Source organism: Cohnella herbarum, from assembly GCF_012849095.1.
Classification (GTDB): Bacteria; Bacillota; Bacilli; order Paenibacillales; family Paenibacillaceae; genus Cohnella; species Cohnella herbarum.
Map to the genome: position 1 here is coordinate 542,314 of NZ_CP051680.1, position 24,445 is coordinate 566,758.

26 protein-coding genes and 1 pseudogene are annotated in these 24,445 nt (G+C 49.3%); 22 read left to right on the forward strand and 5 right to left on the reverse strand.

Annotated elements, in window-relative coordinates; all coding sequences use genetic code 11:
* Window positions 1-11: 11 nt before the first annotated feature.
* Entirely contained in the window at window positions 12-857 is an 846-nt protein-coding gene (locus HH215_RS02080) for a dihydrodipicolinate synthase family protein (protein ID WP_169284183.1), read from the reverse strand.
* Window positions 858-1,170: 313 nt separating this feature from the next.
* On the opposite strand from HH215_RS02080, the gene cyoA reads away from it, so the two are divergent.
* Genes cyoA through HH215_RS02110 form a run of 6 tightly spaced genes read left to right on the forward strand, consistent with a single transcriptional unit; the run spans window position 1,171 to window position 6,038 of the window.
* Window positions 1,171-2,076 (forward strand): ubiquinol oxidase subunit II, encoded by a 906-nt coding sequence (gene cyoA / locus HH215_RS02085; protein ID WP_169278389.1) that lies wholly within the window; start codon window positions 1,171-1,173, stop codon window positions 2,074-2,076.
* Between the two features lie 45 nt (window positions 2,077-2,121).
* Window positions 2,122-4,104 carry a cbb3-type cytochrome c oxidase subunit I gene (locus HH215_RS02090; RefSeq protein ID WP_169278390.1) on the forward strand — a complete coding sequence of 661 codons (1,983 nt, stop codon included), beginning with the start codon at window positions 2,122-2,124 and terminating at the stop codon, window positions 4,102-4,104.
* Entirely contained in the window at window positions 4,104-4,730 is a 627-nt protein-coding gene (cyoC, locus tag HH215_RS02095) for a cytochrome o ubiquinol oxidase subunit III (protein WP_169278391.1), read from the forward strand. Before HH215_RS02090 ends, cyoC begins: the two co-directional genes overlap by 1 nt.
* A gap of 3 nt (window positions 4,731-4,733) precedes the next feature.
* On the forward strand, window positions 4,734-5,060 hold the full coding sequence (gene cyoD / locus HH215_RS02100) for a cytochrome o ubiquinol oxidase subunit IV (protein ID WP_169278392.1): 327 nt from the start codon (window positions 4,734-4,736) through the stop codon (window positions 5,058-5,060).
* Between the two features lie 42 nt (window positions 5,061-5,102).
* Window positions 5,103-5,447 carry a c-type cytochrome gene (locus tag HH215_RS02105; RefSeq protein WP_169278393.1) on the forward strand — a complete coding sequence of 115 codons (345 nt, stop codon included), beginning with the start codon at window positions 5,103-5,105 and terminating at the stop codon, window positions 5,445-5,447.
* A 15-nt stretch (window positions 5,448-5,462) separates the two neighbouring features.
* Complete coding sequence (locus HH215_RS02110) at window positions 5,463-6,038, forward strand: SCO family protein (protein ID WP_254450344.1); 576 nt, start codon at window positions 5,463-5,465, stop codon at window positions 6,036-6,038.
* A 94-nt stretch (window positions 6,039-6,132) separates the two neighbouring features.
* On the opposite strand, the gene pdxR is transcribed toward HH215_RS02110, so the two are convergent.
* Window positions 6,133-7,587 carry a MocR-like pyridoxine biosynthesis transcription factor PdxR gene (gene pdxR / locus HH215_RS02115; protein ID WP_169278394.1) on the reverse strand — a complete coding sequence of 485 codons (1,455 nt, stop codon included), beginning with the start codon at window positions 7,585-7,587 and terminating at the stop codon, window positions 6,133-6,135.
* Window positions 7,588-7,862: 275 nt separating this feature from the next.
* On the opposite strand from pdxR, the gene HH215_RS02120 reads away from it, so the two are divergent.
* The 5 genes and pseudogenes from HH215_RS02120 to spoIIP all read left to right on the forward strand — a co-directional run bounded on the left by HH215_RS02120 (window position 7,863) and on the right by spoIIP (window position 11,355).
* Window positions 7,863-8,810, forward strand: a complete 948-nt coding sequence (locus HH215_RS02120) for a carbon-nitrogen hydrolase family protein (RefSeq protein WP_169278395.1) — start codon at window positions 7,863-7,865, stop codon at window positions 8,808-8,810.
* 139 nt (window positions 8,811-8,949) lie between these two features.
* Window positions 8,950-9,213, forward strand: coding sequence for a hypothetical protein (locus tag HH215_RS02125; RefSeq protein ID WP_169278396.1), 264 nt, complete (start codon window positions 8,950-8,952; stop codon window positions 9,211-9,213).
* 41 nt (window positions 9,214-9,254) lie between these two features.
* Window positions 9,255-9,674 (forward strand): hypothetical protein, encoded by a 420-nt coding sequence (locus HH215_RS02130; protein WP_169278397.1) that lies wholly within the window; start codon window positions 9,255-9,257, stop codon window positions 9,672-9,674.
* 62 nt (window positions 9,675-9,736) lie between these two features.
* Window positions 9,737-9,905: pseudogene (locus HH215_RS36265) on the forward strand (phospho-N-acetylmuramoyl-pentapeptide-transferase); the annotation flags it as partial.
* 166 nt (window positions 9,906-10,071) lie between these two features.
* Entirely contained in the window at window positions 10,072-11,355 is a 1,284-nt protein-coding gene (gene spoIIP / locus HH215_RS02140; RefSeq protein WP_254450530.1) for a stage II sporulation protein P, read from the forward strand.
* An 89-nt stretch (window positions 11,356-11,444) separates the two neighbouring features.
* Here the strand turns inward: spoIIP and HH215_RS02145 are convergent, their stop codons facing one another.
* Window positions 11,445-12,554, reverse strand: coding sequence for a peptidylprolyl isomerase (locus tag HH215_RS02145; RefSeq protein ID WP_169278399.1), 1,110 nt, complete (start codon window positions 12,552-12,554; stop codon window positions 11,445-11,447).
* A 468-nt stretch (window positions 12,555-13,022) separates the two neighbouring features.
* On the opposite strand from HH215_RS02145, the gene HH215_RS02150 reads away from it, so the two are divergent.
* Window positions 13,023-13,940, forward strand: a complete 918-nt coding sequence (locus tag HH215_RS02150) for a PadR family transcriptional regulator (protein WP_169278400.1) — start codon at window positions 13,023-13,025, stop codon at window positions 13,938-13,940.
* A gap of 305 nt (window positions 13,941-14,245) precedes the next feature.
* Here HH215_RS02150 and HH215_RS02155 read toward each other — a convergent pair whose 3' ends face one another.
* Window positions 14,246-15,130: an IS3 family transposase gene (locus HH215_RS02155; RefSeq protein ID WP_169278256.1), complete on the reverse strand. Its 885-nt coding sequence runs from the start codon at window positions 15,128-15,130 to the stop codon at window positions 14,246-14,248.
* Between the two features lie 17 nt (window positions 15,131-15,147).
* Window positions 15,148-15,507 carry a helix-turn-helix domain-containing protein gene (locus HH215_RS02160; RefSeq protein ID WP_169278257.1) on the reverse strand — a complete coding sequence of 120 codons (360 nt, stop codon included), beginning with the start codon at window positions 15,505-15,507 and terminating at the stop codon, window positions 15,148-15,150.
* A gap of 504 nt (window positions 15,508-16,011) precedes the next feature.
* Between HH215_RS02160 and HH215_RS02165 the strand changes: the two genes are divergently transcribed.
* From HH215_RS02165 to HH215_RS02210, 10 genes are all read left to right on the forward strand, one after another.
* Entirely contained in the window at window positions 16,012-17,046 is a 1,035-nt protein-coding gene (locus HH215_RS02165) for a LacI family DNA-binding transcriptional regulator (protein ID WP_169278401.1), read from the forward strand.
* Between the two features lie 3 nt (window positions 17,047-17,049).
* Complete coding sequence (locus HH215_RS02170) at window positions 17,050-17,247, forward strand: tautomerase family protein (RefSeq protein ID WP_169278402.1); 198 nt, start codon at window positions 17,050-17,052, stop codon at window positions 17,245-17,247.
* Between the two features lie 33 nt (window positions 17,248-17,280).
* Window positions 17,281-18,039: an SDR family NAD(P)-dependent oxidoreductase gene (locus HH215_RS02175; protein WP_169278403.1), complete on the forward strand. Its 759-nt coding sequence runs from the start codon at window positions 17,281-17,283 to the stop codon at window positions 18,037-18,039.
* A 104-nt stretch (window positions 18,040-18,143) separates the two neighbouring features.
* A complete protein-coding gene (locus HH215_RS02180) occupies window positions 18,144-19,178 on the forward strand; it encodes a sugar ABC transporter substrate-binding protein (RefSeq protein WP_169278404.1) in 1,035 nt (344 codons plus the stop codon).
* Window positions 19,179-19,244: 66 nt separating this feature from the next.
* Entirely contained in the window at window positions 19,245-20,753 is a 1,509-nt protein-coding gene (locus HH215_RS02185) for a sugar ABC transporter ATP-binding protein (RefSeq protein ID WP_169278405.1), read from the forward strand.
* Window positions 20,750-21,718, forward strand: coding sequence for an ABC transporter permease (locus HH215_RS02190; RefSeq protein ID WP_169278406.1), 969 nt, complete (start codon window positions 20,750-20,752; stop codon window positions 21,716-21,718). Before HH215_RS02185 ends, HH215_RS02190 begins: the two co-directional genes overlap by 4 nt.
* 21 nt (window positions 21,719-21,739) lie before the next feature.
* On the forward strand, window positions 21,740-22,060 hold the full coding sequence (locus HH215_RS02195) for an L-rhamnose mutarotase (protein ID WP_169278407.1): 321 nt from the start codon (window positions 21,740-21,742) through the stop codon (window positions 22,058-22,060).
* A 21-nt stretch (window positions 22,061-22,081) separates the two neighbouring features.
* Window positions 22,082-22,864 carry an MBL fold metallo-hydrolase gene (locus tag HH215_RS02200; protein ID WP_169278408.1) on the forward strand — a complete coding sequence of 261 codons (783 nt, stop codon included), beginning with the start codon at window positions 22,082-22,084 and terminating at the stop codon, window positions 22,862-22,864.
* Between the two features lie 30 nt (window positions 22,865-22,894).
* The gene (locus tag HH215_RS02205) at window positions 22,895-23,647 is read left to right on the forward strand and encodes an acetoacetate decarboxylase family protein (RefSeq protein ID WP_217362271.1); all 753 of its coding nucleotides are present in this window, start codon (window positions 22,895-22,897) and stop codon (window positions 23,645-23,647) included.
* Between the two features lie 39 nt (window positions 23,648-23,686).
* Window positions 23,687-24,445 carry an SDR family NAD(P)-dependent oxidoreductase gene (locus HH215_RS02210; RefSeq protein WP_169278410.1) on the forward strand — a complete coding sequence of 253 codons (759 nt, stop codon included), beginning with the start codon at window positions 23,687-23,689 and terminating at the stop codon, window positions 24,443-24,445.

Here is a 24,445-nt window from a genome sequence, read left to right on the forward strand (position 1 = left end):
CCATAGACGGTTTACATTTCCGCTACAGTGCTTTTAGTCGTCGCGGGCGGGCGAAGCCGATCTGAACGGATATGCCCGCGCTCGGCGAGAAGCCATTGCAGCGGAGCGGGATTCGGTTCCGAGGACAGAAACTGGATGAGCGGGAGCAATTGGTTGAATAAGCGATTGGCTTGATCGATTTTGCCGAACCGGTACAGCTCATAGACTTGAACGAACTGATCGCTATCCAGATTAGCGCTGGCCATAATTCCGCCGCTCCCTCCGTAACAGAGCGAAGCAAAGAAAAGCTCGTCTTCGCCGCATAGAATCGGTTTGGTCAAGTATCGAGCGAGCTTGAAACATCGCTTAATATCGCCGGTGCTATCCTTGATGCCGAGAATATGATCCATCCGCGTAATTTCTTGTATCGTTTCTAACTCCAACGTCATCCCGGTATGCCGAGGATGGTCATGGAGAATGATCGGAAGCCGCGCGTCGGATAAGGCATGGAAATACTGAATCATGCTTTGCTGGGAAGGGCGATCGAAGCTAGGCGCGACCACGATGGCCGCATCGGCGCCAAGCGATTTGGCCCATACCGTTGTTGTAACGGTCGTTGCGATGTTATTGGAGCCCGTATCCACGATGAGCGGAATGTCTCCCATTGCTTTGCGCGCCGTTAAGATGAGGGTTTTCAATTCAATGAGTTCGATGGCCGACGACGCCCCCGTCGTCCCGTCAATGACAAGACCGTGTACTCCGTTGTTCGCCAAACGTTTAACCATATCTCTGAATGATTTGATATCCAAATTTCCGCGACGATTAAACGGCGTGATGATGGGTACGATAATGCCGTGCAAAGTTTGTTCCGTTAGCACAACGTTCAACTCCTATCTCCCGAATATCGCAATAGTCTCGTGGCATGAATATAAAACGATTTTTCGCAAAAGTAACCATCCATTTCGCTTTGCAATGGAGCATGCCGCTTGTTTTAACCGCTAAACGAAACCTCTTCGGTTCAACCGAAGCGGTTTTTTTTTGTTGCTCCGATCTATGAACTCGCCGTTTGTTGCAATTTGTTGAACATGGTTGGTTGTAAGTTACCGTTCAGCGGTTGGTGACACCTTGATCGTTCTCTTATAAAGTGAGGTGGATTCAAGAACGAGTGGATGTCGATAGGAGCTGAAAAATATGAAATTATCCAAAGTTTCGAAGCGGATGGCGGCGGTTCTTATGCCGATTCTGTTGCTTCTCACTACCGGATGCACGAAAAATATCGTCGTACTGGATCCTAAAGGACCGATCGCGGAGCAGCAGATGGATTTGATGATCGTCTCATTGATCTTGAGCTGTATCGTCATTGTCCCCGTGCTGGTCATGACGGCGATCATCATCTGGCGTTATCGAGAAAGAGAAGGCAGACAAGCCGCGTATACGCCGCGTTGGGAGCACAGTACGAGACTAGAGGTGGTCTGGTGGGGCATTCCGATTATCGTCATCCTCATTCTGGCCGTGATTACAGTGAAAGGCACATACGCGCTTGAACCTTCCAAGCCGCTGGAATCGGCCGAGAAACCGATAACCGTTCAGGTCACTTCCTTGAACTGGAAATGGTTGTTCCAATACCCGGAGCAAGGAATTGCGACGGTGAATGAGCTGAAGATTCCGGAGGGTGTCCCGGTTCGATTTGAAATTACAGCCGATTCTCCAATGAATTCCTTCTGGATTCCGCAGCTCGGCGGTCAGATGTACGCGATGTCCGGCATGGCCATGACGCTTTACTTACAGGCCGATGAGGTCGGGGAATATTGGGGATCGGGAGCTAACTTTACGGGGACTCATTTCTCCGATATGTACTTTGACGTGGAATCGATGACCCGCGATCGATTTGATGATTGGGTAGCCGGGATTAAAGAGACATCGTCAGCCTTAACATTGGAGGGGTACAAGCAATTGGTCGAGCCTTCAACCTCGGCAGTACAAACCTTTTCTTCCTTCCCGGAAGGCTTGTTCGAAATGACGGTAACCAAATACGGCGCCTCCCACAATCATGGTTTGTCTTGGGAACAAGCGAAAAAGTTTCAATTCGAAGAATAAGCAATCGTTTGATAGCAATCTACAGGTAAGGGAGAGTTGTTGCTCATGTGGGAGAAAGTGAAAAGCTTCGCTTCCGAGTTTTTCGTAACGGGCGATCCGTTGATATATGGAGCGGACGTCAGTATTGCTTTGACGCTTATCGCACTCGTATCGGTATTAACGTATTTCAAAAAGTGGAAATGGCTGTGGAAGGAATGGCTGACGACCGTCGACCATAAGAAGATCGGAATCATGTACATTTTATCGGCTTTTCTGATGTTGTTCCGAGGCGGCGTAGACGCGCTTCTGATGCGGTTGCAGCTTGCTGTTCCGGAGCTGGACTTCTTGCTGCCGGATCACTATAACCAGATTTTCACTACGCACGGCGTAATCATGATTTTGTTTATGGCGATGCCGTTTATGTTCGGTTTGTTTAACGTGATGGTTCCGCTCCAAATTGGAGCAAGGGATGTCGCCTATCCGTTCCTTAACGCGCTTAGCTTTTGGTTGTTCTTCTTCGGAGCGATGCTGTTTAACTTGAGCTTCGTCATCGGAGGTTCCCCGGATGCCGGATGGCTGGCTTATCCGCCTTATTCGGAACTAATGTACAACCCGGGTCCCGGACAAGATTTCTACATTTGGGGCATTCAGATTTCGGGTATCGGAAGTCTGATGACCGGGATTAACTTTATTGCGACGATTCTGAAAATGCGCGCGCCGGGCATGAAGCTGATGAAAATGCCGATGTTCTCGTGGTCGGTGCTGTCTAGCTGTATTGCGATTATTTTTTCTTTTCCAATCCTTACGGCGACGCTAGCATTGCTGTTTTTGGACCGATATGGCGGAGCGCATTTCTTTACGCTGGACGGTGGCGGCAATCCCATGATGTATATCAATCTGATTTGGATGTGGGGACATCCCGAGGTATATATTATTGTTCTTCCCGCATTCGGAATATTCTCGGAAATCGTTGCGACCTTCTCGAAGAAGAAGCTGTTCGGATACAAGTCCATGGTGTACGCCATGATGATCATAAGTCTCTTATCGTTCCTTGTATGGGCGCATCACTTCTTTACGATGGGAACGGGGGCGAACGTGAATGCCTTCTTTGCCCTAACGACGATGCTGATCGCCATCCCGACGGGCGCCAAGGTGTTCAACTGGCTGTTTACGATGTTTCGAGGCAAAATCACGTTCGAGACGCCGATGTTATGGACGATCGGATTTATCCCTTGTTTTGTGACGGGGGGGTTAACGGGCGTGCTGCTCTCGGTAGCCCCGGCCGATTTCCAGTTTCATAACAGTTACTTCTTAGTCGCTCATTTCCATCATGTCATTATTGGCGGCGTCGTATTCGGTTACTTCGCGGGCTTGTATTACTGGTGGCCCAAAATGTTCGGCTTTAAGCTGAACGAGCGCATTGGCAAGTGGGCGTTCTGGTTCTGGAATATCGGTTTCTATCTCTGTTTCATGCCGCAATACGTGCTCGGGCTGATGGGGATGACGCGACGGGTCTTTTCATACGGATGGGACAAAGGGTGGGGTGACCTCAACCTGGTATCGACGATTGGCGCCTTCTTGATGGGTATTGCTTTCCTCTTCCAAGTTTGGCAAATTGCGCATGGCGTCAAGCATCGTAAAGACAACTTGGACAAGACGGGCGATCCGTGGAAACATGGACGAACGCTGGAATGGTCGATTGCTTCCCCGGCTCCTCATTACAACTTCGCGGTGTTGCCGCAAGTTACGGAGCAAGATGAGTGGTGGGAGGAGAAGCTGCGCAAGAAACAGGGACAATTCGTTCCGGCAGCTCCGAAGAAGCTTGAGCCGATCCATATGCCCAGAAACTCGGGAATTCCAATTATCATATCGGCTTTCTTCTTCGTCGCCGGTTTTGGGTTTGTCTTTCACTGGACGTGGTTTATCATTGCCGGATTAGCTGGCGTAGCGGCATGTATGGTCGCTCATTCCTTCAACTATGATACGGATTATTACATTCCCGTGGATGAGATCGAACGCACGGAAGCGGAAAGCAGGGTGACGAACTAATGGCTCAATCTCATACGCCTGAAAATGTAAATCAAGCCGATTTGCATGCAGAGCATCACGACCATGTGGATTTGGAAGGGGTGCGCACGTTCGGCTTCTGGATTTACCTGATGACGGATGTGATTCTATTCGGCACGTTCTTTGCAACGTATATGGTTCTGCAAGGGAACACGAACGGCGGGCCGGGGCCTGACGATCTATTCCAAATGAACGGCGTTATCGCAAGCACATTCATCTTGCTGACTAGCAGTTATACGTGTGGTCTAGCTCTGCTGGCGATGAATAGGGGAAAACTTAAAGCGCTGATCGGCTGGCTAGGAGTGACTACCGCGTTAGGCGCGATCTTCATCGGGCTAGAAATCAGCGAATTTATTCATTTGGTGAGCGAAGGGGCAACGATGGGGACGAGTGCTTTTCTATCCGCCTTCTACACCTTGGTAGGTACGCACGGATTGCATGTCATTGTCGGGCTTGTCTGGATGAGCGGGTTAATGATTCAGTTGGCACGCAAAGGAATTACGCCGGTCACGAAACGAAAAGTGAATATTATTAGCTTGTTCTGGCATTTCCTTGACGTCGTCTGGATTTTCGTGTTCACGGTCGTTTATTTAATGGGGGTGAGCTAAATCATGGCACATAAGGAAATGACCCATTCTCCGGAAGAAACGCACGGCTCTTTCAAAGCCTACACGCTCGGCTTTGTATTTTCCATCGTGCTGACAGTTATTCCGATTGCGATTGTGATGAACGGTTGGCTGGAGGGAAGGGCGAATGCCATCATGCTGATGGTGTTCGCTGTCCTGCAATTGGCCATACAGTTGTTGTTCTTCATGCATCTGCGCGAAGAGAAGAAGCCGCGATACAATCTGATTTCATTAGTATTTGGACTTGTGATTTTACTCGTCATAGTTGCCGGATCGATGTGGATCATGATGTACAACATGGTGGCGGTATAGAGGGAGACCATTCACATCTGTGTCGAGAGGCAGGGAGTAACGATGAGACAGAAATACGGAAAATACGGTTTCGTAATCGGGTTGATCGTACTGTTATTAATGAGTGCCTGCGGACTGAAAAAGGACGATAACGTTCTTCAGGCGAGCATAACAACGTCTGCAGATAGGGATGCGGTAGATTTGTACAAACAGCTATGCATCGCTTGCCATGCTTCCGACTTGAGCGGCCGGGTAGGGCCGAGCTTGCAAGCGGTCGGATCTCGATTAACTGAAGAGCAATTGCTGGCGGTTATCCGGGATGGCTCTAAGGGAATGCCTTCCTATCAGAATAGGCTAAGTCACGAGGAGCTTGACGTTGTGGTGCAGTGGTTAGTGAAATTCAAATAGAAAGGCGGCATCCGTGTGAGAAAAGCCATTTTAGCCGGTATGTTGGCCATTGTTCTAGTCGTGACAGCTGCCTGCGGCAGCGGGAAGCCGAATCAGCTTAACTATCCGGTTCAACCTTTCGAGTATATGAACCAGGATGAGCAGATGGTTTCCTTGACGGATTTGCAGGGGAAAGTATGGCTGGCCAACTTCATTTTTACGTACTGCGAGACGGTATGTCCGACGATGACCGTGAATATGGCTGAATTACAGAAACGGTTGAAATCTGCCGGAGTAGAAGCGGAGCTCATTTCGTTCTCGGTCGATCCAGAGCGGGATACACCGGCGGCGTTAAGAAGTTATCTTGAAAAATTCGATGTCGATTTCACCAATTGGAACGCTTTGACCGGGTATACTTTCGATGAAATCAAGTCGTTCATTTTGCGTTCCTTTAAGGCTCCGATCTCGAATGACGCTGCCTCCGACCAAGTGATCCACGGCACCGCCTTCTACTTAGTCGATCAGTCAGGTACGGTTGTCGCTAAATACGACGGTATGGAAAATACGCCGTACGATAAGATCGTCAGGGACGTTAAAGCTTTGCAAGGTTAAGGGTTCAGCTGAAATAGACGCCGAACAACCGCCGAGTATCCAATCTCGGCGGTTGTTTGTTTAAGCGCGGTAGATTCATCTAGCATAGTCCGGTTTAGTCTAGGCAGGACCGTTCATCGATCAGCTCCCTCAACGCTTCCGCGAATCCGGATATCCCTAAGCCGATTTCCTCTGCCGTCGCTCTTGCGTAAGTAAATCGGACGAAACCCGAGTCGGAGCCGTAGACGCTTCCGGGTACGAAAACAACGCCTTTACGGATGGCTTCATCCAGCAGTTTACCGTCATGAACTTCGGGAACAAGCTTGCACCACAAATGCAATCCTCCCTCCGGTGCCGTAAACGTGACCAGATCGGGAAGCTCCTTCCGCAACGCTTCGATAATCAAGTCCCGCTTATATTGCAATTGGATGCGCAAGCGATCCAGATGGGGTTCGAAATGGGACGACTTCAGGAACTGGGCAGCCACCTGCTGCGGAATCACGCTTAGTCCGAAGTCCATCTGTTGTCTTGCATCGGCGAGCCGTTCCACGATGGAACGAGGAGCGACCATCCATCCGATACGCAAGCCGGAAGCGGCTATCTTGGAGAAGGAGCCGATATAGAGAACGGACCCGACCGTATCCATCGATTTAAGCGGCGGGGGAGGATTTCCCTCGTAAGCTGTTAAGCTGAAGGGTTCGTCTTCCACGATAGGCAACGCTAATTCGCTAGCCACGTCAAGCACTTGTTTGCGTCGCTCGGCGCCGAGTACGGTCCCCGTCGGATTCTGGTAATTCGGATTCAAGAAAACCATCTTGATCCGGTGTTTCTTGTACAAGGCGCGAATATCGTCCGGACGCACGCCATGTTGGTCGACGGGAAGACGGAACAGCCGAAGTCCCGCGGACTGAAACATGGGCAGAGAGTAGCAGTAGGAAGGATCTTCGATCGCGACGGCGTCTCCCGGCGACAGTAGGCACTGCGTAATCAGATACAACGATTGCTGCGATCCGGAAGTGATCAGGATGGACGATTCCGTCGTTCGAATGCCGCGATACCGAGCAAGAAAAGAAACCAAATCTTGTCTGAGCGGGATATAGCCTTGCGGATTATCGTAACCCAAATAAGAAGTATACTTGTGCTCGCTCATTAACTTGGCAATTTCATCGACCGGAGCGAGATCCGCCGCTAACTCGCCGCTTGCGAAATCGATCAAGGAAGGCTGTTGCGTCAACGCTTCGCGAATTTTGCGCATAAAAGGCAAATTCGGCAGAAAGCTTCCTCCTTCGGCATATCTTCTCCAGTTCGGTGTATGTTTAGGGGTGGCACCCCATTTACTCTTGCTTACTCGCGTTCCGCTTCCCGTCCGGCTTTCGATAATGCCCATCGAGCGAAGCTCTGCGAATGCCAGAATAACGGTGCTTCTGTTAACGTCCAATTGCTCGGCCAATTTTCTTTCGGAGGGAAGAAGGCTGCCGGGCGGAAATTCGCCGTACGATATTCTTTGCTCCAGATGGTCGGCAATTTGCTCATATAGCGTTTTTTTGCTTTGGCGGTCAGGTTTCCACATGACAATCACCTTCCTAGACGGTATTCGAACCTCATATTGATTGTTATCATACCACCGATTTTCCGAAATTCAGAATTCGTTTGCATCCTGCCGATGACAGATGTTTATCGATTTGTTGAACATGGAGGGTCTGTCTCTGAATAAATTGGTTGGTTCGAATGGATGGGCATTATTTTTCGGAGTTTGGATGGTTTGTTTTTATCTATCATCACTTATCCTATTAGTTAAGTAGGAAAGAATGAAATCGCCGAAACGATACGGAAAGGGATGGTGAAATGAATAAGAGCCATGCGACAGTAGCCGTAGTTCAGTCCGTGCCTATCTTGTTCGACAAACAATCCGCGATGGACAAGATTGCGAGCAAGTCGAGAGAGGCGGCCGCGCGGGGAGCGGATTTGATCGTGTTCCCGGAAGTCTTCTTGCCGGGTTATCCGCGCGGTCTGAGCTTCGGCGCTCGGGTCGGAAGCCGTACGGCCGATGGGAGACGGGATTGGGAGCGTTACTGGGCAAGCTCCATCGACATACCGGGCACCGAGACCGATCTCATCGGAGAGTTGGCGAAGGAACTGGGAGTCTATTTGATCATTGGCGTCGTAGAGCGCGATAAGGAGTTTAGCAGAGGAACTTTATATAATTCTATCGTATACGTCGGACCGGATGGGAGCGTTCTTGGCAAACATCGCAAGCTCGTACCTACCGGTTCTGAACGTCTCCTGTGGGGACAAGGGGACGGGAGCACGCTTACCGTTATCGACACGCCGTTCGGCAGAGTGGGCGGTTTGATTTGCTGGGAAAATTACATGCCGCTTGCCCGGACGGCTATGTACGCGCAAGGGATCGACATCTATATTGCGCCTACTGCTGATGCCCGCGATACGTGGCAGTCTACGATCCGCCATATCGCTTGCGAAGGGCGCTGTTACGTCGTTTCCTGTAATCAGTTTGCAACTAAAGCCTCGTATCCTGCTGATTTGGCTGGATATGAGGATATCGAGGAAGACGCGGACATTTTGAGCAGAGGAGGCAGCGCTATCGTAGGGCCTCTTGGCGACTATGTCGTTGAGCCTCTTTATAACGAGGAAGGGGTTCTATTGGCGACGCTTGATCTTTCCCTTGTTACGCAAAGCCGGTTTGATTTTGATGTGGTCGGGCATTACAGCCGTCCGGACATCTTTCAATTGGTTGTCAATGATAAAAAGCAGGATATCGTGCGAAGAATTTGATCATCCTATCGCTAGCGAAATAAGACGCCAGTCCATTGCGGATAGGCGTCTTGTTTTGTGCACTCGACAAAATCATCCAGTATATTCATTATTTTGGTATAATCCTGTTATTCGTGGTGTTTATTTGAGGAGCAAATTTATGAAGACGTTATCGATGGTGTTTTCTGGAGAGGTCAATGGTTTTGCGGACATAGGTTCCTATTTTTCTAAAGATTACAGACAAGTAACGGGAGTACCGAACATACTAGAAAGAATGACCAGACGGGATAAGACTCAGGACATTGAGGTAAATAATATTAAATTGCTGAACACGCATAAAGGTTTGGATGAGCATGAAGATAAAGTGATAGAGTTTTACTATCTACCCAAATCGAAATTTATCGTTAAGATGCGTATCGAGTAGGCTGCTTCATACTAGTTGGAGAAAAGCTATAACTAGGGGATGTGAGGAACATAAAGAAACTTCTGATAATAATCGTCGCAGCGATCATCCTGCAATCTTGTGGTTCTAGACATGCTTCTACAGGTGAAGCTCCACAGTATTTGGACGAGAGCCAATACAGTGCTGATGCGTTGGAAATCGTTAAATTATTCAACCTTAGAATTAAATATGTTCACGAACAAAATTCCGAAGAGTATTTGAAGTTATTTATGCCGAACAGTCCGATTACCGGACTTCCTAAGTATAAGCTTCTAACGATTAAGCCGCTTTCCGATATTTCGATTAGCGAGCATAAAAGATACTTTATGGCGGTTGTACCGACGGAAGATATCTTTATGGAAAAAGAAAAGGTGAATAATCAATATGTATTTGTGAAGTGGAAGGGAACAGAAGAGGACTGGATGATCGCGGACATTGATTAATCCTATTGATTAATCCTATTGAAGCAACCGCCAAAACTAGACGGAAAGGGAACTGTGACTTCGGCTGTTTAATAGGTTTATTTCTTTACAATATTCACCCCGCGTGAGCCTTTATGGGGGATACGGGTTCACCCCATCCTATTTTCGGTTTATTTAGCGGAGCAACTTTCGGTCATCTTGCAAGTATGGTATTACAAACGCACGAAACGACGAATATTCCGAATGACACCTGATATGCTGGCTTCTCTGGAAGTTTGTTCTGTGATTGTAGATTTCTCGCCGAAAAATAAAATAATTTGCTGATATAGAGAGAAGGGATAGAAGGAGTCTACTCGATCGATGTCGAATTTTGTACGAAGCATAATCGACAGAGAGAGGGAGATTTACGTTGCGTTATATGCTGCTGAGCGGAGCCCTTCTGTTAATTTGGCAATTGGGTACGGCCGATGTGGCACACGGGGCTGTACAGTCAGTCAATAAGGTAGATAATCGTATCGGGCTAATCGAACAGAATGACAACAGCCTGCGAGAAGAGGCTATCGTGAGAATCGTCGACGTTACTAATCTACGTAGTGGTGCAGGAATAGATTACGAGATCGTAGGAAAAGCCAAACCGGGCGAAACTTATCCCGTCCTCGGTTCCACCGGGGAATGGTACTACGTATCGCTTCCCGACGGCGGTACCGCTTATGTCGCAGGCTGGGTCGTCAATGCCGGAGCGGGAGTGTCGGGCAATCTTTGCACTCCCGGTAACTTGACGCGTACGAATCTAGAAGTCATAACCGATAAGGATGCTTTCGTAAGGTTCGACGATAATACGAATCTGCGAAACGGACCGGGTCTGGAATTCGATATCGTAGCGAAAGCGAAGACGGGAGACGCGTTTCCTGTTGTCGGCTCCGAAGGGGAGTGGATTATCGTACAGCTTCCGGAGGGGGCAACGGCTTACGTCGCGGGGTGGGTCGTGAAGATCGAGTCGCCTGGCCGATCTACGGAAACTAACCAACAGCAATGCAAGAGCGCGGATAGCGGAGTGTACATCTATCATACTCACAATCTCGAATCTTGGAAGAACGTCGCCAGCCAAACTCGCGGTTCATCCGTCGACGACCCCGAAGTTAATATTACGCTGGTCGGCGCGCAAATCTCCGAGCAACTGAAGGCCAAAGGGATCGTAACAACTGTAGCCAAAGATGACTTTGCCAATAATCTGAAAGTCAAAAAATTGAGTTACACGAAGTCGTATTCCGAATCGCGTAAAGCCGTCGATAAAGCCAGAGCGGAAAATCCGAAATTGCAATATTTCTTCGATATTCATCGCGACTCCGATGTTCCTCGTTCCAAGACGACTGCGACGATCGGCAAAAAGTCTTATGCCCGAATCCTGTTCGTTATTGGAACCGGACATGCCAATCATCAGGAAAACAAGAAATTCGCAGAGGCGCTGAACGCCCTGCTGAACAAAAAGTACCCGGGATTGTCCCGAGGGATATTATTGAAGAGCGCACATCAAGGAAACGGGGAATACAACCAGTCCGTATCTTCCGGAAGCTTGTTGCTGGAAATCGGGGGAGTGAACAATACGTTGGAAGAAAGCCTGCTTACGGCTAAAGCTTTTGCCGACGTATTCGCGGAATACTACGCCTCGGCGAAACCTATCGGCAAGAAAGAAACGTACTAGAGAAGCGAAAGAGGCTGTCGCACCCAGTAGGTGGCAGCCTCTTCTTTTGGTGCGATCGTAACGTAAAACGACTTCTCGAACCTGAGCTCTTACTTATTCGTAACGTTGATGGACTTGATTAACTTAGGTACTTCATTGTCGATATATTTCTGGAACGCTTGGTTAAGCAGTCCGGGGAGAAGTTGATCCTTGGCTTTCTCTACCGTAAGCACGTTGCGCGACTCTACCCTCATGACATGATAGCCGTAATCCGTTTTAACCGGATCGCTAATCTGATTAAGCGGCAGTTCCGCTCCGGCTTTCTTGAATGGCTCGACATACCCCGTCAAAGGCGCTTCCGCGTACAATCCGCCTTTGTCCTTGGATCCGGGGTCATCCGAATATTCTTTGGCCAGCGCGGTGAAATCTCCGCCCGCTTTAAGCTTAGCCAGCACTTCCTTAGCCCGCGCAAGCGCTTCTTCGTCCTTGCGAATCGCTTCGCCGGTTTGATTATCCGTCGTTGCGATCAGAATATGCCTCACGCTCGCATTAACGAATGCTGCCGAGTCGGCTTTGCGCGCGCGATCGTATTCCGCTTGCAGGGTTGCGCTGTCGATCATGTTCTCGAGCGTCTTACCCGCTAGGAATTGTCGTTTAATGAAAAGCTTGAGCCCGGCCTCGGTCAGCTTCGCCGTCTTCAACTCGCCCGCAACCGTCTCGGCAGATCCGAAAATATCCGTCAATTGTTGTATGCTTGCGGCTACGGTGCTAGCTGCTTCTTTACTTAGAGCCTTTTCGCTCTTCGCGGCGAGCAGCTTGATGGCGATCAGTTGCTTCACCGCGAGCTGCATATCCGCAGGAGCGACTTGTCCATAGTAGAAGGCGTTCGCCGCCAAGAACGTATCCAACTCCGCTTGCGTGACCGTGCCCCCTTGGTAAACGGCGATCCCCGAAGTGCCGATCGATACCGTTCCCGTCTTCGCATCGTAAGTCACGGGTTTGCCGATCGCGCCCGAGACGGACTTGATTGGAACGTACACCGAGTTATTGTAGATAATTCCCGATGCGTTGGCGCTTGGCTTGGCGGTACCGTCGAGCTTGAATTTCAAATCCTGGATAATGACGTTAATCGTTTTGCTATTCGCTGCGTAAGCCATGGAGCCGGTAATCATGGAACCGACTAGCAGGCCTACGACAAGACCCTTGAACTTGTCTTTCATTAATCTCATCCTCGCTTTGGTAAATTGGGAGTTTATACCGTTCTCTACCATTGTGCATCTATTACTACGGTTAAATCAATAGAAAGTTTGCGATTCGATTTTGCCGGCACCGAGGAACTTCGATAATACAATAGGATATGGGTAAAGGTACAATTTGATTGACTTGATTCCCTCAATTCCACCCTCTAAATGTAAAACGTAAATTAAATGGACAGAATTCGTGTTCAATTGAATAATCAGCTGAACTGGTTGCAGGTTTTATGCTTAGCTATAGACTCTATTTCCCATTGGTTGGCCGAAATTAGCCGTTCCTGGTCTACAGGGTGCTGAGAGGTTTATTCCAAGATCCGGTGATCTAATAGGCGTAGCCCACCTGAGATATACCCTATTTCAGTCGAAAGATTGACACACTAAAGCAACATATGTTACAAATAACCTATGATATTGATGTAAGGGTGTGAGAGCACGATGTCGATTACGAATGCCATCTTAGGGCTGTTGAGTTGTCAATCCGCAACCGGATACGACCTCAAGAAAATCATTCAAGATTCCCCATTTATGCCTTGGTCGGGGAACAACAATCAAATTTACAAAGTGTTGGTCGAGCTTCTTGACGACGGGTTCGTGACGAACGAGACCCATCATCAGGAAGGTGCCCCTTCCAAAAAGATATATACGATCACCGCCGAAGGGCTGGCCGAGTTGAGGCGTCGGATCTTGTTGCCGGCGGAGCCCCCCGAATTCAAGAAAACGTTTCTGCTGCAGCTCGCTTGGGCGAACAGCTTGACTTCGGAGGAACTATCCGTCCTGATCGATAACTATGAACAAGAAATTCGTGCGCAAATGCTCTTGCTCAAGGAACAGAATTCTAGAGCAACCGCTTGGTCTCCACAGCGAAGCGATAGAGAAGCGACGATCTGGAACATGATTCATATGAACTTGATTTCTTCGTACGAGAACGAACTGAGATGGACGCAACATCTGAGAGAAACGTTATTCCAAGTTCAGAAGGAGGACAAGAAGTTGAACTATACCGTAATTGAACTGGCTGGAAAAAAAGCGATCGAATTAGGCTCCTCGGAAACGCAGATCCGGGAAGAGCAGGACGTATTGGATCTTATCTCCGCTTGCTGGGAGCACGGAACGGAACTGATTCTGCTAGAGGCAGATTCGTTATCCGAGGACTTCTACAAGTTGAGATCCGGGTTGGCGGGCCATGTGCTGCAGAAATTCGTCAACTATCGCATGAAGGCGGCGCTTGTCATTCCGGGCGATAAAACGCTGCAGGGCAAGTTCAAAGAACTAATCGCCGAATCGAATAAGGGGAACGACTTCAGAGTATTCGATCATCGCCCCGATGCCGAACAGTGGCTCATACAATCTTAGGTAATGGAACAATCGAGGGGTGTAGCTTGCGCTGGAGTAGCTGCAATGTAGCCTCTAACAATCGAGCTTTAGAATTTAACGGCGGCCAGTGCCGTTATTTCGTCGAAAAGGAGTGTTTTGAAAATGTAACGGAAATGAGCGCTTCTATTTATGCTTAAAGACCGTCTTTTCACTGAAAAATATGCAAATAAGCGCGCCTGCTTCCGTTAACGGTTAGACCCCCTAAATCCGGAGTATTACTGATGAAATACGTTGCTGTCGTAAAAATACTTGGTTTACTAGCGTTTTCCTCAGGATTTCGATTCTTAAACGGCTCGAGTGTACTTTTCTAAAGAATCAGTCGTTTGCTCCACCCACTTCATGAAAGCCGTTGGGGACCGTTTTCCCAGGCTTCTGTGCATGCGGCGGTTGTTGTAAAAATCAATGTAATTCCGTACAGCTTCGTGTGCCTCCTGAAAAGATTCAAAGCTCTCTTTTCCAAGCAGATCTCGCTCAAGGGTGGCATGAAAGGACTCGATGTATGCATTCATATTAGGTGTCTTTGGAGGAATGCGCTCATGCATAATTCCCTCTGCTTCGCATAACTCTCCAAACGCCTTGCTGATAAATTGGGGGCCGTTATCGGTGCGAATGATCGGCTTGCTCTCTTCGGGCTTTAGACGTGACTGTAACGCCTTTTTCACAGCTTCGCATACGTGTTTGGCTTCGCAATTCGTACCGATATGGATGCCGACGATACTGCGATCGTAAACGTCGATCATATCTGCGATGTAGAAAAACTGATCATACCCCGCAACGTATCCATACTTAATATCGAGCTGCCAGACTTGGTTGGAACCTGTTATCGTGTGATTGCGTGCTAGGCGCCTTGGATAGTGAACCTTCTTACGTCGTTGCGGATGAAGAATACCGAGCTTCTTACAGAGGCGGTACACTTTTTTCTTATTGATGATGAGTTGGCGCTGTACGTGTAAGCATTCTGTTAACAACAGATAGCCGTAGCTATGCTCTTCGCCAGACACCAGCTCCATTAACCACTCTTCAATCTGTGCATTACTTATTACGTTTCCGCAAACCGTTAGAGAATGCTTAGTTACAGGGCGTCCTCGGAGTGGCATTTTTGTTTCTGTAGTTGTATCCTCACGTGATGCTTTCTTTCGTTCGTAGTACGTCGAAGACGCGGCCCCCACAATGCTTAAGATGTTAGCTACTGTATGTCCCTGCTCAATGAACGTCTGGGCAACGTCGAGTTTGTCATTGAGGCAGGGTTCGTCTTTTTTACGAGTTCGCGCAGCACCTCGATCTCTAACTCTTTTTGCCCTAACGCCTTTAATGCACGCTCGTACTTTTCTTCCAGATCTGCAAGTCGCTTGGACTCCATAACTCGTTCGTCGATCGTTGGCAATGAATCTGCCCCAAACGTCTCTTGATATTCCACTACCCATGCTCTAATTGTTTTCGGAGTCACGTCATACTTTCTGGCCAGCACGCCTGCTTTCATTCCCGCAAGAGCCTCTTGTGCTGCTTTGTAACGTACTTCCTTAAAGGCATTATTTCGCTGTCTCATTTCCGCTCGCCCCCCTAATGAAATACTACCTTATTTCCCTAGCCATTCTCCAATTCATTTAGGGGGCTTAATAGTTAAAATCTGAAATGTGCCTTTTTGCGCAAAATAACGTCCGCTGCTTCCGTTAGACTGGAATCAACGTAGTGAACTGACCTCCGATCACAAACGGTCCCCGCCATCCTAAAGGAAGGCGGAGGCCGTTTTTTAATGTTTTACGTATTCGTAAACAAAATCGTAGTCGTTGTTCAGAAGACGACTGACAAGGTGATTCTTCTAGGTGATTACACGACATTCGGCGCGTTTATGTCGTAAAACTGGAATCGATTCCAAAATATTTTTGAAAATGGCGACAACCTGTTGACTTTTAGTAAGCGTTTTTATTATTATGAATACAACAAAGCGAGGAATTAAAGGCTTTGGTGATGTATGGAAAAATAGTGTTGTTTACTGGAACTCAATATAAATAACTGGAATCGATTCAATTATTGTGGACGAGGTGCTCAATTGAAAAATCAGAAGGTAACGATTAAAGACGTAGCTCGTCATGCGGGGGTCGGGATTGGCAGCGTATCCCGCGTAATCAATAATCTGCCCGGCGTTAGCAAGGACAAGAGGATGGCCGTCGAGCGGAGCGTCGCGGAATTGGGGTACGAGCCGGATTCGCTGGCGAGAAGCTTGCGCACGCAGCGGACGCAGACGATCGCGTTTTTCGTTAACGACATTTCCAACGTAGCGTTCTCGACGATCGCCAAAGGGATTCACGAAGAGCTCGAACAGAACGGATTTAATCTGCTTCTGTACAACACCGGCAACGACAAGGTGAAGGAGAAAGTGCTTGAAGCTTTCAGGATCAGGAAGTTCGACGGCATGATCATTTCTTTTCCGGATGAAGACGAACAGACGATCAAGCAGATCATGAAGAGCAACATTCCGTTTATCCTGCTGGACCGGGAATATCAGCAATTTCAAGCCGATGCCGTCTATTCCGACTACTACAACGGCATTCGTCAGGCGGTCGAGTATTTGATCTCCCTTGGACATACCGATATCGGTTTCGTTACGAGCGACAAGGATATTCGGCCAAGCCGGGAAAGTCTTCGGGGTTACCATGACGCGATGAAGCTGAAAGGACTCAAAGTGAAACCCGATTGGATCAAACGCGGAACGTTTACGGTGGAGTACGGCAGACAAGCGTTCGAAGAGTTGTTGCGCGAAGGTGAAGTTACCGCTTTGATCGCGGGCAGCAATCAATTGTTGGTCGGTTGCGTAGAAGGCGTGCGAGAGCATAACATCCATGTGCCGAAGCAATTGTCGCTTATCGGGTTCGAGGATTCGGACTTTACGCGACTCATGTCGCCCGCGATCACGGTCGTGAAGAGGCCTTTGATCCAGATCGGCAAACAAATCGCTTACATGTTACTGAAAAGATTGAACGTGGGAGATTCTAACAACGAAGTATTCAATTTGGTCGTCTCGACGGAATTGGTCAAGAGAGATTCCTGCGCAGAGCTTGTCAAACCTCCAAGAAAGAAGGAATAAACGATGCCGGCCATAGCGGTTACGATGAAGACCAGAAGTATCGAGTCGCGGAAAAACATTGCCAAAGGAATTACGGAAGTGATCTCCAGGGAGACCGGCGTCGATCCGGAGTGGATTACGATCCACTTCTACGAAACGGACGAAGAACGAGTCTCTCGCGGAGGAGTCATGCTGTCGGATCGAACGGATAAAAACAATTAAAGTTAATCAATAGCATCTAGAGGAGGAACAACTATGAAGCTTAAAGGGAAACGGGCGTTGGTGACGGGAGGATCGCGCGGGATCGGCGGGGCCGTCGTGGAAGCGCTGTCAAATGAAGGCGCTTGCGTCGCGATTAATTATTTGAGCGATGCGAATAGCGCGCAAGCGTTGAAAGACGCAATCGAAAGTCGAGGAGGTAAAGCGATCACGGTACAAGGCGACGTCGGAAAGTACGACGACGTGGACCGGATGATCGAAGAAACGGTCCAAGGACTCGGCGGCATCGACATCGTCGTCAACAACGCCGGTATTTGCTGGTTCATGCCTTTCCTCGAGATATCCAGAGAAGCTTGGGAACGGACGATGGGAGTCGATCTGACCGGGACGTTCTATTGCAGCCAACAAGCGGCTAAGCGGATGGTCGAGCAAGGAAGCGGAGGAAGGATTATTAACGTCACTTCCGTGGGGGCATTCCAATCCAATGCGACGCAGACGCATTACTGCGCGGCCAAGGGCGGCGTGGACATTCTGACCAAGGGAATGGCCATCGAATTGGCTCCTTACGGAATCACCGTTAACAATCTGGCGCCCGGAACGATCGTGACGGATATTAATGCCGATTTTTTCTCCGAGCCGGGTAACTTGGATAGATATCACCAGAAAATTCCGTTAGGCAGACTTGGACAACCTCAAGAGTGCGCCGGCGCCGCGGTGTTCCTCGCATCGGACGATTCTTCTTATATAACGGGCACGACGATCTTGATCGACGGGGGCCATTTGGCTCAATTGTAACTATAGAGGAGTAGATTCTTACTGGAGGTGAGGTGCGGCAAGCAAACGGCAATTGTCATACGTCATCCGGAATACACAACACACCTAGAAGGGGAGTAACAAGTATGAAAAACGGATTTCTAAAGAAAACGATGGGTTTGCTAGTCGTAACGAGCATGTTCGGGGCGGTCGTCGTTGGATGTTCCTCGAACAATGATAATTCCAACGCCTCGCCATCCGGTTCGCCTGCAGGTTCTGCCGGCGCTTCCTCGCCGGCTGCCGAAACGAAGTACAAGATCGGATTCGCGAATCTGGCCGAAAATGCCCCTTTCTTCGTAGATGTTCGTAAAGGCATCGAGAAAGTCGCTAAGGAAAAAGGCATCGAATTGATTACGGCGGACAATAAGGCGGACGGAGCAACCGCGTTGTCCAACGCCGAGAACTTTATCACGCAGAAAGTCGATCTCGCGATCGAGTTCCAAAGTGATGCCAAATTCGGCGAAGTGATCATGGATAAGTTCAACGAGAAGAAAATCCCGGTTATCGCGATCGATATTCCGATGAACGGCGCGGTATTCATGGGCGCGAACAACAAACAAGCCGGTATTCTCGCCGGAGAAGCCATCGGTAAAGCCGCTCAAGAAAAATGGAACGGTCAAATCGACAAAGTCATTATGCTCGAATTGCCGCAATCCGGCGAAGTGCCGGCGCTGCGCATGAGCGGTCAATTGGAAGGCCTTAAATCCGTCATTCCGGACATCAAAGACGAAGACATCATTCGTCTGGATAGCAAGAACACGCTGGAAGAAGCGAAACGCTTGATCACGGACGTATTGACGACTCTCCCGAACGCTAAGCATATCGCTATTCTTTCCATCAACGATGATACCGCTTTAGGAGCCGTAGCCGCGCTTGAAATCGCGAAACGCACGAACGATGCGCTTATCGTAGGTCAGGGTGCCGACCAACGCGGTCGCGAAGAGTTAGCCAAAGAAAATACGCCGTTCGTCGGTTCCACCGGATACTTCCCCGAGAAATACGGCGAATACCTGATTAACGCCGCAATCGATATGCTGCAAGGCAAAGACGTAGGCAAAGAGATTTTGATGGAGCACGTGTTTATCGGCAAAGACAATTTGAAAGAATACTATCCGGACTAATCTAAAGCTGAGGGGAGAGGATTAAGTTCGCTTAGTCCTCTCTCTAATCGTAAAGGGTGATTAACAATGACTACACCGGATCGTTTAATTATGCATAACATCAGGAAGTCGTTCTCCGGCAACGTCGTTCTCAAAGGCGTCACGCTCAACTTGAAAAAGGGCAGGGTGCTCGCGTTGCTCGGCGAGAACGGGGCAGGCAAGTCGACGATGATCAAAATTTTAAACGGCGACTATGCCAAGGACGACGGCGAAATCATCGTCGAAGGCGAAACCGTAGCCATTCAAACGCCGTCTGATGCCGCTAAAAAAGGGATTCGCGTTATTTATCAAGAGCTGAATTATTTGCCGGAATTAACGGTCATGGAAAATATTTATCTGGGGCATCTTCCTTATAAAAACGGGTTTCAGATCGATTGGAGCACATTAAGGCGCAATTCGGAACAATTGCTTCAATTGCTTGGCAGCACCGTGTCCCCGGACGACATTGCGGGAACGCTCAGCATCGCGGACAAGCAGTTGGTGGAAATCGCGAAGGCGCTGTCCAAAGAAGCGAAAATACTAGTCATGGATGAACCGACGGCCGCCCTTACTGCCAAAGAAGTCGACAACTTGTTCAAAGTCATTCGCAGCTTGAAGGAAAAAGGCGTCTCCATTATATATATTTCGCATCATCTGGATGAAATCATGACGATCTGCGACGACATTATGGTCATGAGAGACGGAGAAAAGGTAGGCGAAGGAGAAACCCGGGACTATACGCCGGAGAAAATCGTTAACTTGATGGTCGGCAAGGTGGTCAAGCATGAATACGCGGCCAGCGCTCAAATCACGGCTGGGAAACAGCCGGTTCTCAAAACCGATTCATTGACCAAAAACGGACTATTCAGCAACGTGTCGCTCGAAATGTTTCCTCATGAAATCGTAGGCGTATATGGTTTACTAGGCTCCGGCAAAGAGGAATTAGGTAAAGCGCTGTTCGGAAATCTGGCGCTGGACGGCGGAGAGATTACGGTCGACGGTCATAAAGTGAAAATCAAATCGCCCGTGCACGCCAAGAAGGCCGGAATCGCTTACGTTCCACCGGATCGCAAAATGGCCGGACTCGTCCTCGATATGTCCGTTAAGCAGAATTTGACGTTGTCGCATATGAAGTCCGTTTCCCGATACGGTTTTTTCCGCCGGAAAAAGGAAGAAACGATCGTCAGCCATTGGATCGGCAAGCTTAAGATCAAGCTTTCCGGCAGCTTTGACCGGGAAATCCGTTATTTGAGCGGAGGAAATCAACAGAAGGTTATTTTGTCCCGCTGGTTGATGGAGAAGACGAAAGTATTGATTCTATGCGATCCGACAATGGGCGTGGACATCGGCGCGCGAGCCGATATTTATCAATTGCTGCACGAATTGCGAAACGATGGCTTGTCCATTATGGTAATCAGTTCCGATCTCACCGAATTAGAGTCGATCTGCGACCGCGTCATTGTCATGAGTGAAGGAACGATCAACAAACAGCTGATGCGGGGACATTTCGATCAAGAATCGTTGTTATCCGCGGCAATGGGGGTAGGCGCGCAATGAAATCCAATCAAGCGACAGCAGGGGAAATCAACAAACCGAAAGGATTCCAACTCAAATCCGGCGTCGGACTTCTTATTTTGTACATCATTATCGTCGTGTTCTTTTCGCTTAAGTCACCGTACTTTCTAACCGTTAACAACTTCCTGAACATCGGTTTGGCGACCTCGATCTTGGGAATTATCGCCGTCGCGATGACCTTCGTCATCATATCCGGCGGTATCGATTTGTCGATCGGCTCTATCGTCGCGCTAACGGGGGTCATAACCGCACAGGTGTACGAATCGTCGGGATCGCTTCCGCTCGCGATTATTTCCGGGCTGTGCATCGGGGTCGTCATGGGATTGCTGAACGGGTTTTTGATTACCTACCTTAAGATTAACCCTTTAATCACGACGTTAGGCACGATGTCGATCGGCCGCGGATTAGCGTTCGTAATGAGCGGCGGATCGACGAGTTCGATGGCGGATTTCAAGTATTTGGGCCGCGGCTATTTGCTGGGTATCCCTTTCCCGCTCATTTTGATGATTATTATTTTCATCATTGCATATTTCGTTCTTAAACATACGATTTTCGGCAGAACGGTATACGCGATCGGGGGCAACGAAGTCGCAAGCCGGCTGGCCGCTATCCCGGTTCGTAGAAATCAAATGTTGATCTATCTGATTTGCGGCTTGGCAGCGGCTCTAGGCGGTTTGATTCTGACTTCGCAATTGGGAGCCGGGGCGCCTCAAGCCGCTACGGGGATCGAAATGAGCGTTATCGCCGCCGTTATTCTGGGAGGTTGCTCGCTGGCGGGCGGACGTGGAACGATCATCGGTACTTTGCTCGGCGTTATCATTCTGGGAACGGTGAACAACGGACTGGTGTTGCTGAACGTATCGTCTTATTGGCAGGAAGTCGCTAGAGGTTTCGTTCTCTTGGCGGCCGTCGCGATCGATCAAGTGCAGAAGCTGCGCAAAAAATAGTAAGCAAGCGGAGGTATCGATATGGGAAGACATTTTTTCAAGCTGCAATGCAAGCCGGGTTCGGAACAAGAGTACGTAGAGCGCCATCAAGCGGTATTTCCCGATTTACTGGACGCATTTAAACGGGTTGGCATCCGGAGTTACAGCATCTTCATGCAAGGCAACGGCCTCTATGCTTATATGGAAGCGGACGATTACGATTACGCAATGGCCGAACTGGATAAGGATCCGGCGAACGAGCGATGGCAGGCTTATATGAAGGACATCATGCTGCCTTTCGAAGGCGGAACGTCGCTTGTCCAACCCGTCGATAACGAAGTTTTCTTTTTCGATAACAAATAGGATGAAAGAGGGCGACCTTCCATGACCTACAGCGTCGATATCATTCAAGCGGGAAGAACCCAAGTGCCGACTATCGAGATCAATTGGATGGACATCGATCATCTGGACCGATGGGAGGAGATCGTCTTCTCCATGGTTCTGATTCGCGGCCAAGGGAAGACGATTCTGATCAACAGCGGGCCTCCCGCCGACTACAAGAAGCTTAGCGACTTCTGGGTGGAGAACGTCCATGCCAATCATGCGTTACAAGTGAGCGAAGACGAGCAGCCGCTACGGGCATTGGAACGTTACGGCGTGAAGCCGGAGGATGTCGATTACGTTCTCGTGACCCCGCTCACGACCTACGCGACGGGCAATCTGAACTTGTTTCCGAATGCCAAGATCGTGCTGGGGCGTAAAGGCTGGGTAGATTTCTTGGCTCCGGAGCCTTATGTTCACCGGTTACCCAAGCACATCTATATGGCCGATCCGATCTTCGATTACGTCATGAACGAGGCGTTCGGCCGCATCGTCTTGCTGGAAGACGAGGATAGCGAAGTTCTGCCCGGCATTGCTTCGTTCTTCACGGGAAGCCACCACAGGAGCAGCATGGCGTACGTGGTCGACACCGACCAAGGCAAAGTGATTATCTCTGATTGTTATTTCAAATATCGCAATATTGAGCAGAATATTCCGCTCGGCATTAACGAAAGCATGGAAGAAACGCTTAGAAGCTATGATAAAATTCGCAAAATCGGCGGCATCGTATTGCCTTTATATGATCCGGAAGCATTCGTGCGCCATCCCGGCGGCAAAGTCGTCTAACTAAATCCCTATTCGATGGAGGAATTCAACATGAGCATTTCAAGGGATGAAGTCGTGAAGTCTTTTTCGACCCCTATTGATAATCCGTTAATCCCAAGGTTTCCCGTACAGTTTCGCAAGAATGAAATATTGACCGTCTTATACCGCACGGATCGCGCCGCGATCGAAAGGATTTTGCCAGACCCGCTGGAAGCCGTCGACGATCTCGTTATCGTACATTTCTATCATATGACGGACGCGGAATGGTTCGGCAACTACTATGAATCGGCTATTCAAGTGCAAGTTCGGTTGAAGGGTACCGATATTCTGGGCGCTTACTCGCCATACTTGTATTTAGGGAACGACGGCGCGATCGCCGCCGGAAGAGAAATCTACGGACAACCGAAGAAATCCGGCAATCCGTCCATTAAATTCGTGGACGATCTGATCGTCGGCAAGGTAGAGCGCAACGGGATCGACATCATCACGGGAACGATGGCTTACAAGCAAAGAAGATCTTCGAGAGAAGAGATGCTGAGCGCGATTCCTTTTACGACGAATATTAATTTGAAAATCATCCCCCATATCGACGGAACGCCAGCCATTCACCAATTGACGGCGCGCACGTTCAGCAATCTCGTCGTGCATGAATGCTGGCGCGGACCGGCTACGATGGAAATCCGCCCGAACGCTCAGGCTCCGGTGCATAACTTGCCTGTTCGGGAAATGATGGACGGTTATTATTGGGTTTGCGATTTCGATCTTCCGATGGGCGAAGTCATTCACGATTATTTGAAATCCTAAAGATAAACCGCGATCGGCGGATTGGAGAGGAAGATCATCATGGCGAAATGGGAATTTGCGAACGAAGTCGTATTAATAACGGGGGGTTCCGGCGGTCTGGGGATGTCTTTGGTCAGAAAACTTCTGGATGCCGGCGCTAAGGTGTACGCAAGCGATTGGAGCGATCGCAACCTGGGGGCGATGCGCGCTTCTTTCCCGGAAGCCGAGAATGGAAATCTCGTTCTCGATAAGGTCGACGTAAGAAACATATCTTCACTGCAAAGCTGGGTACAAAGCGCGGTCGAGCGAGAAGGAGAAATCCACGTCCTCGTTAATGCCGCCGGCATTTGCGGAATGGATTCCTATGACAAAGTAACGGAGAGCTACTGGGATGACGTCGTAGACATTAACATGAAGGCCACTTTCTTCGCGATTCAATCGGTCGCCGAGATCATGAAAAGTCAGCAATACGGCAAGATCGTCAATATCAGTTCCGTCGGCGCCTTCACGGGCGGCGCGATCGCGACCCCGCCTTATGCCGCTGCCAAAGCGGGCATTCTGGCTCTGACCAAATCGTACGCGAACGCGTTGTCTCCATCCGGAATCTGCGTCAACACCGTTGCGCCCGGTCCGTTCGACACCGAGATGATCGCAGACTTCCCGCAAGACACGATGAGCCGGATCGTGGCTTCCACGCCATGCCGCCGAGTCGGATTGCCGGACGAGGTCGCGGATGCGGTTCTGTTCCTCGCCGATCGCGCGAACAAGCATATTACCGGAGCAACGCTGGATGTTAACGGCGGCTTGTACCTGAGGTGA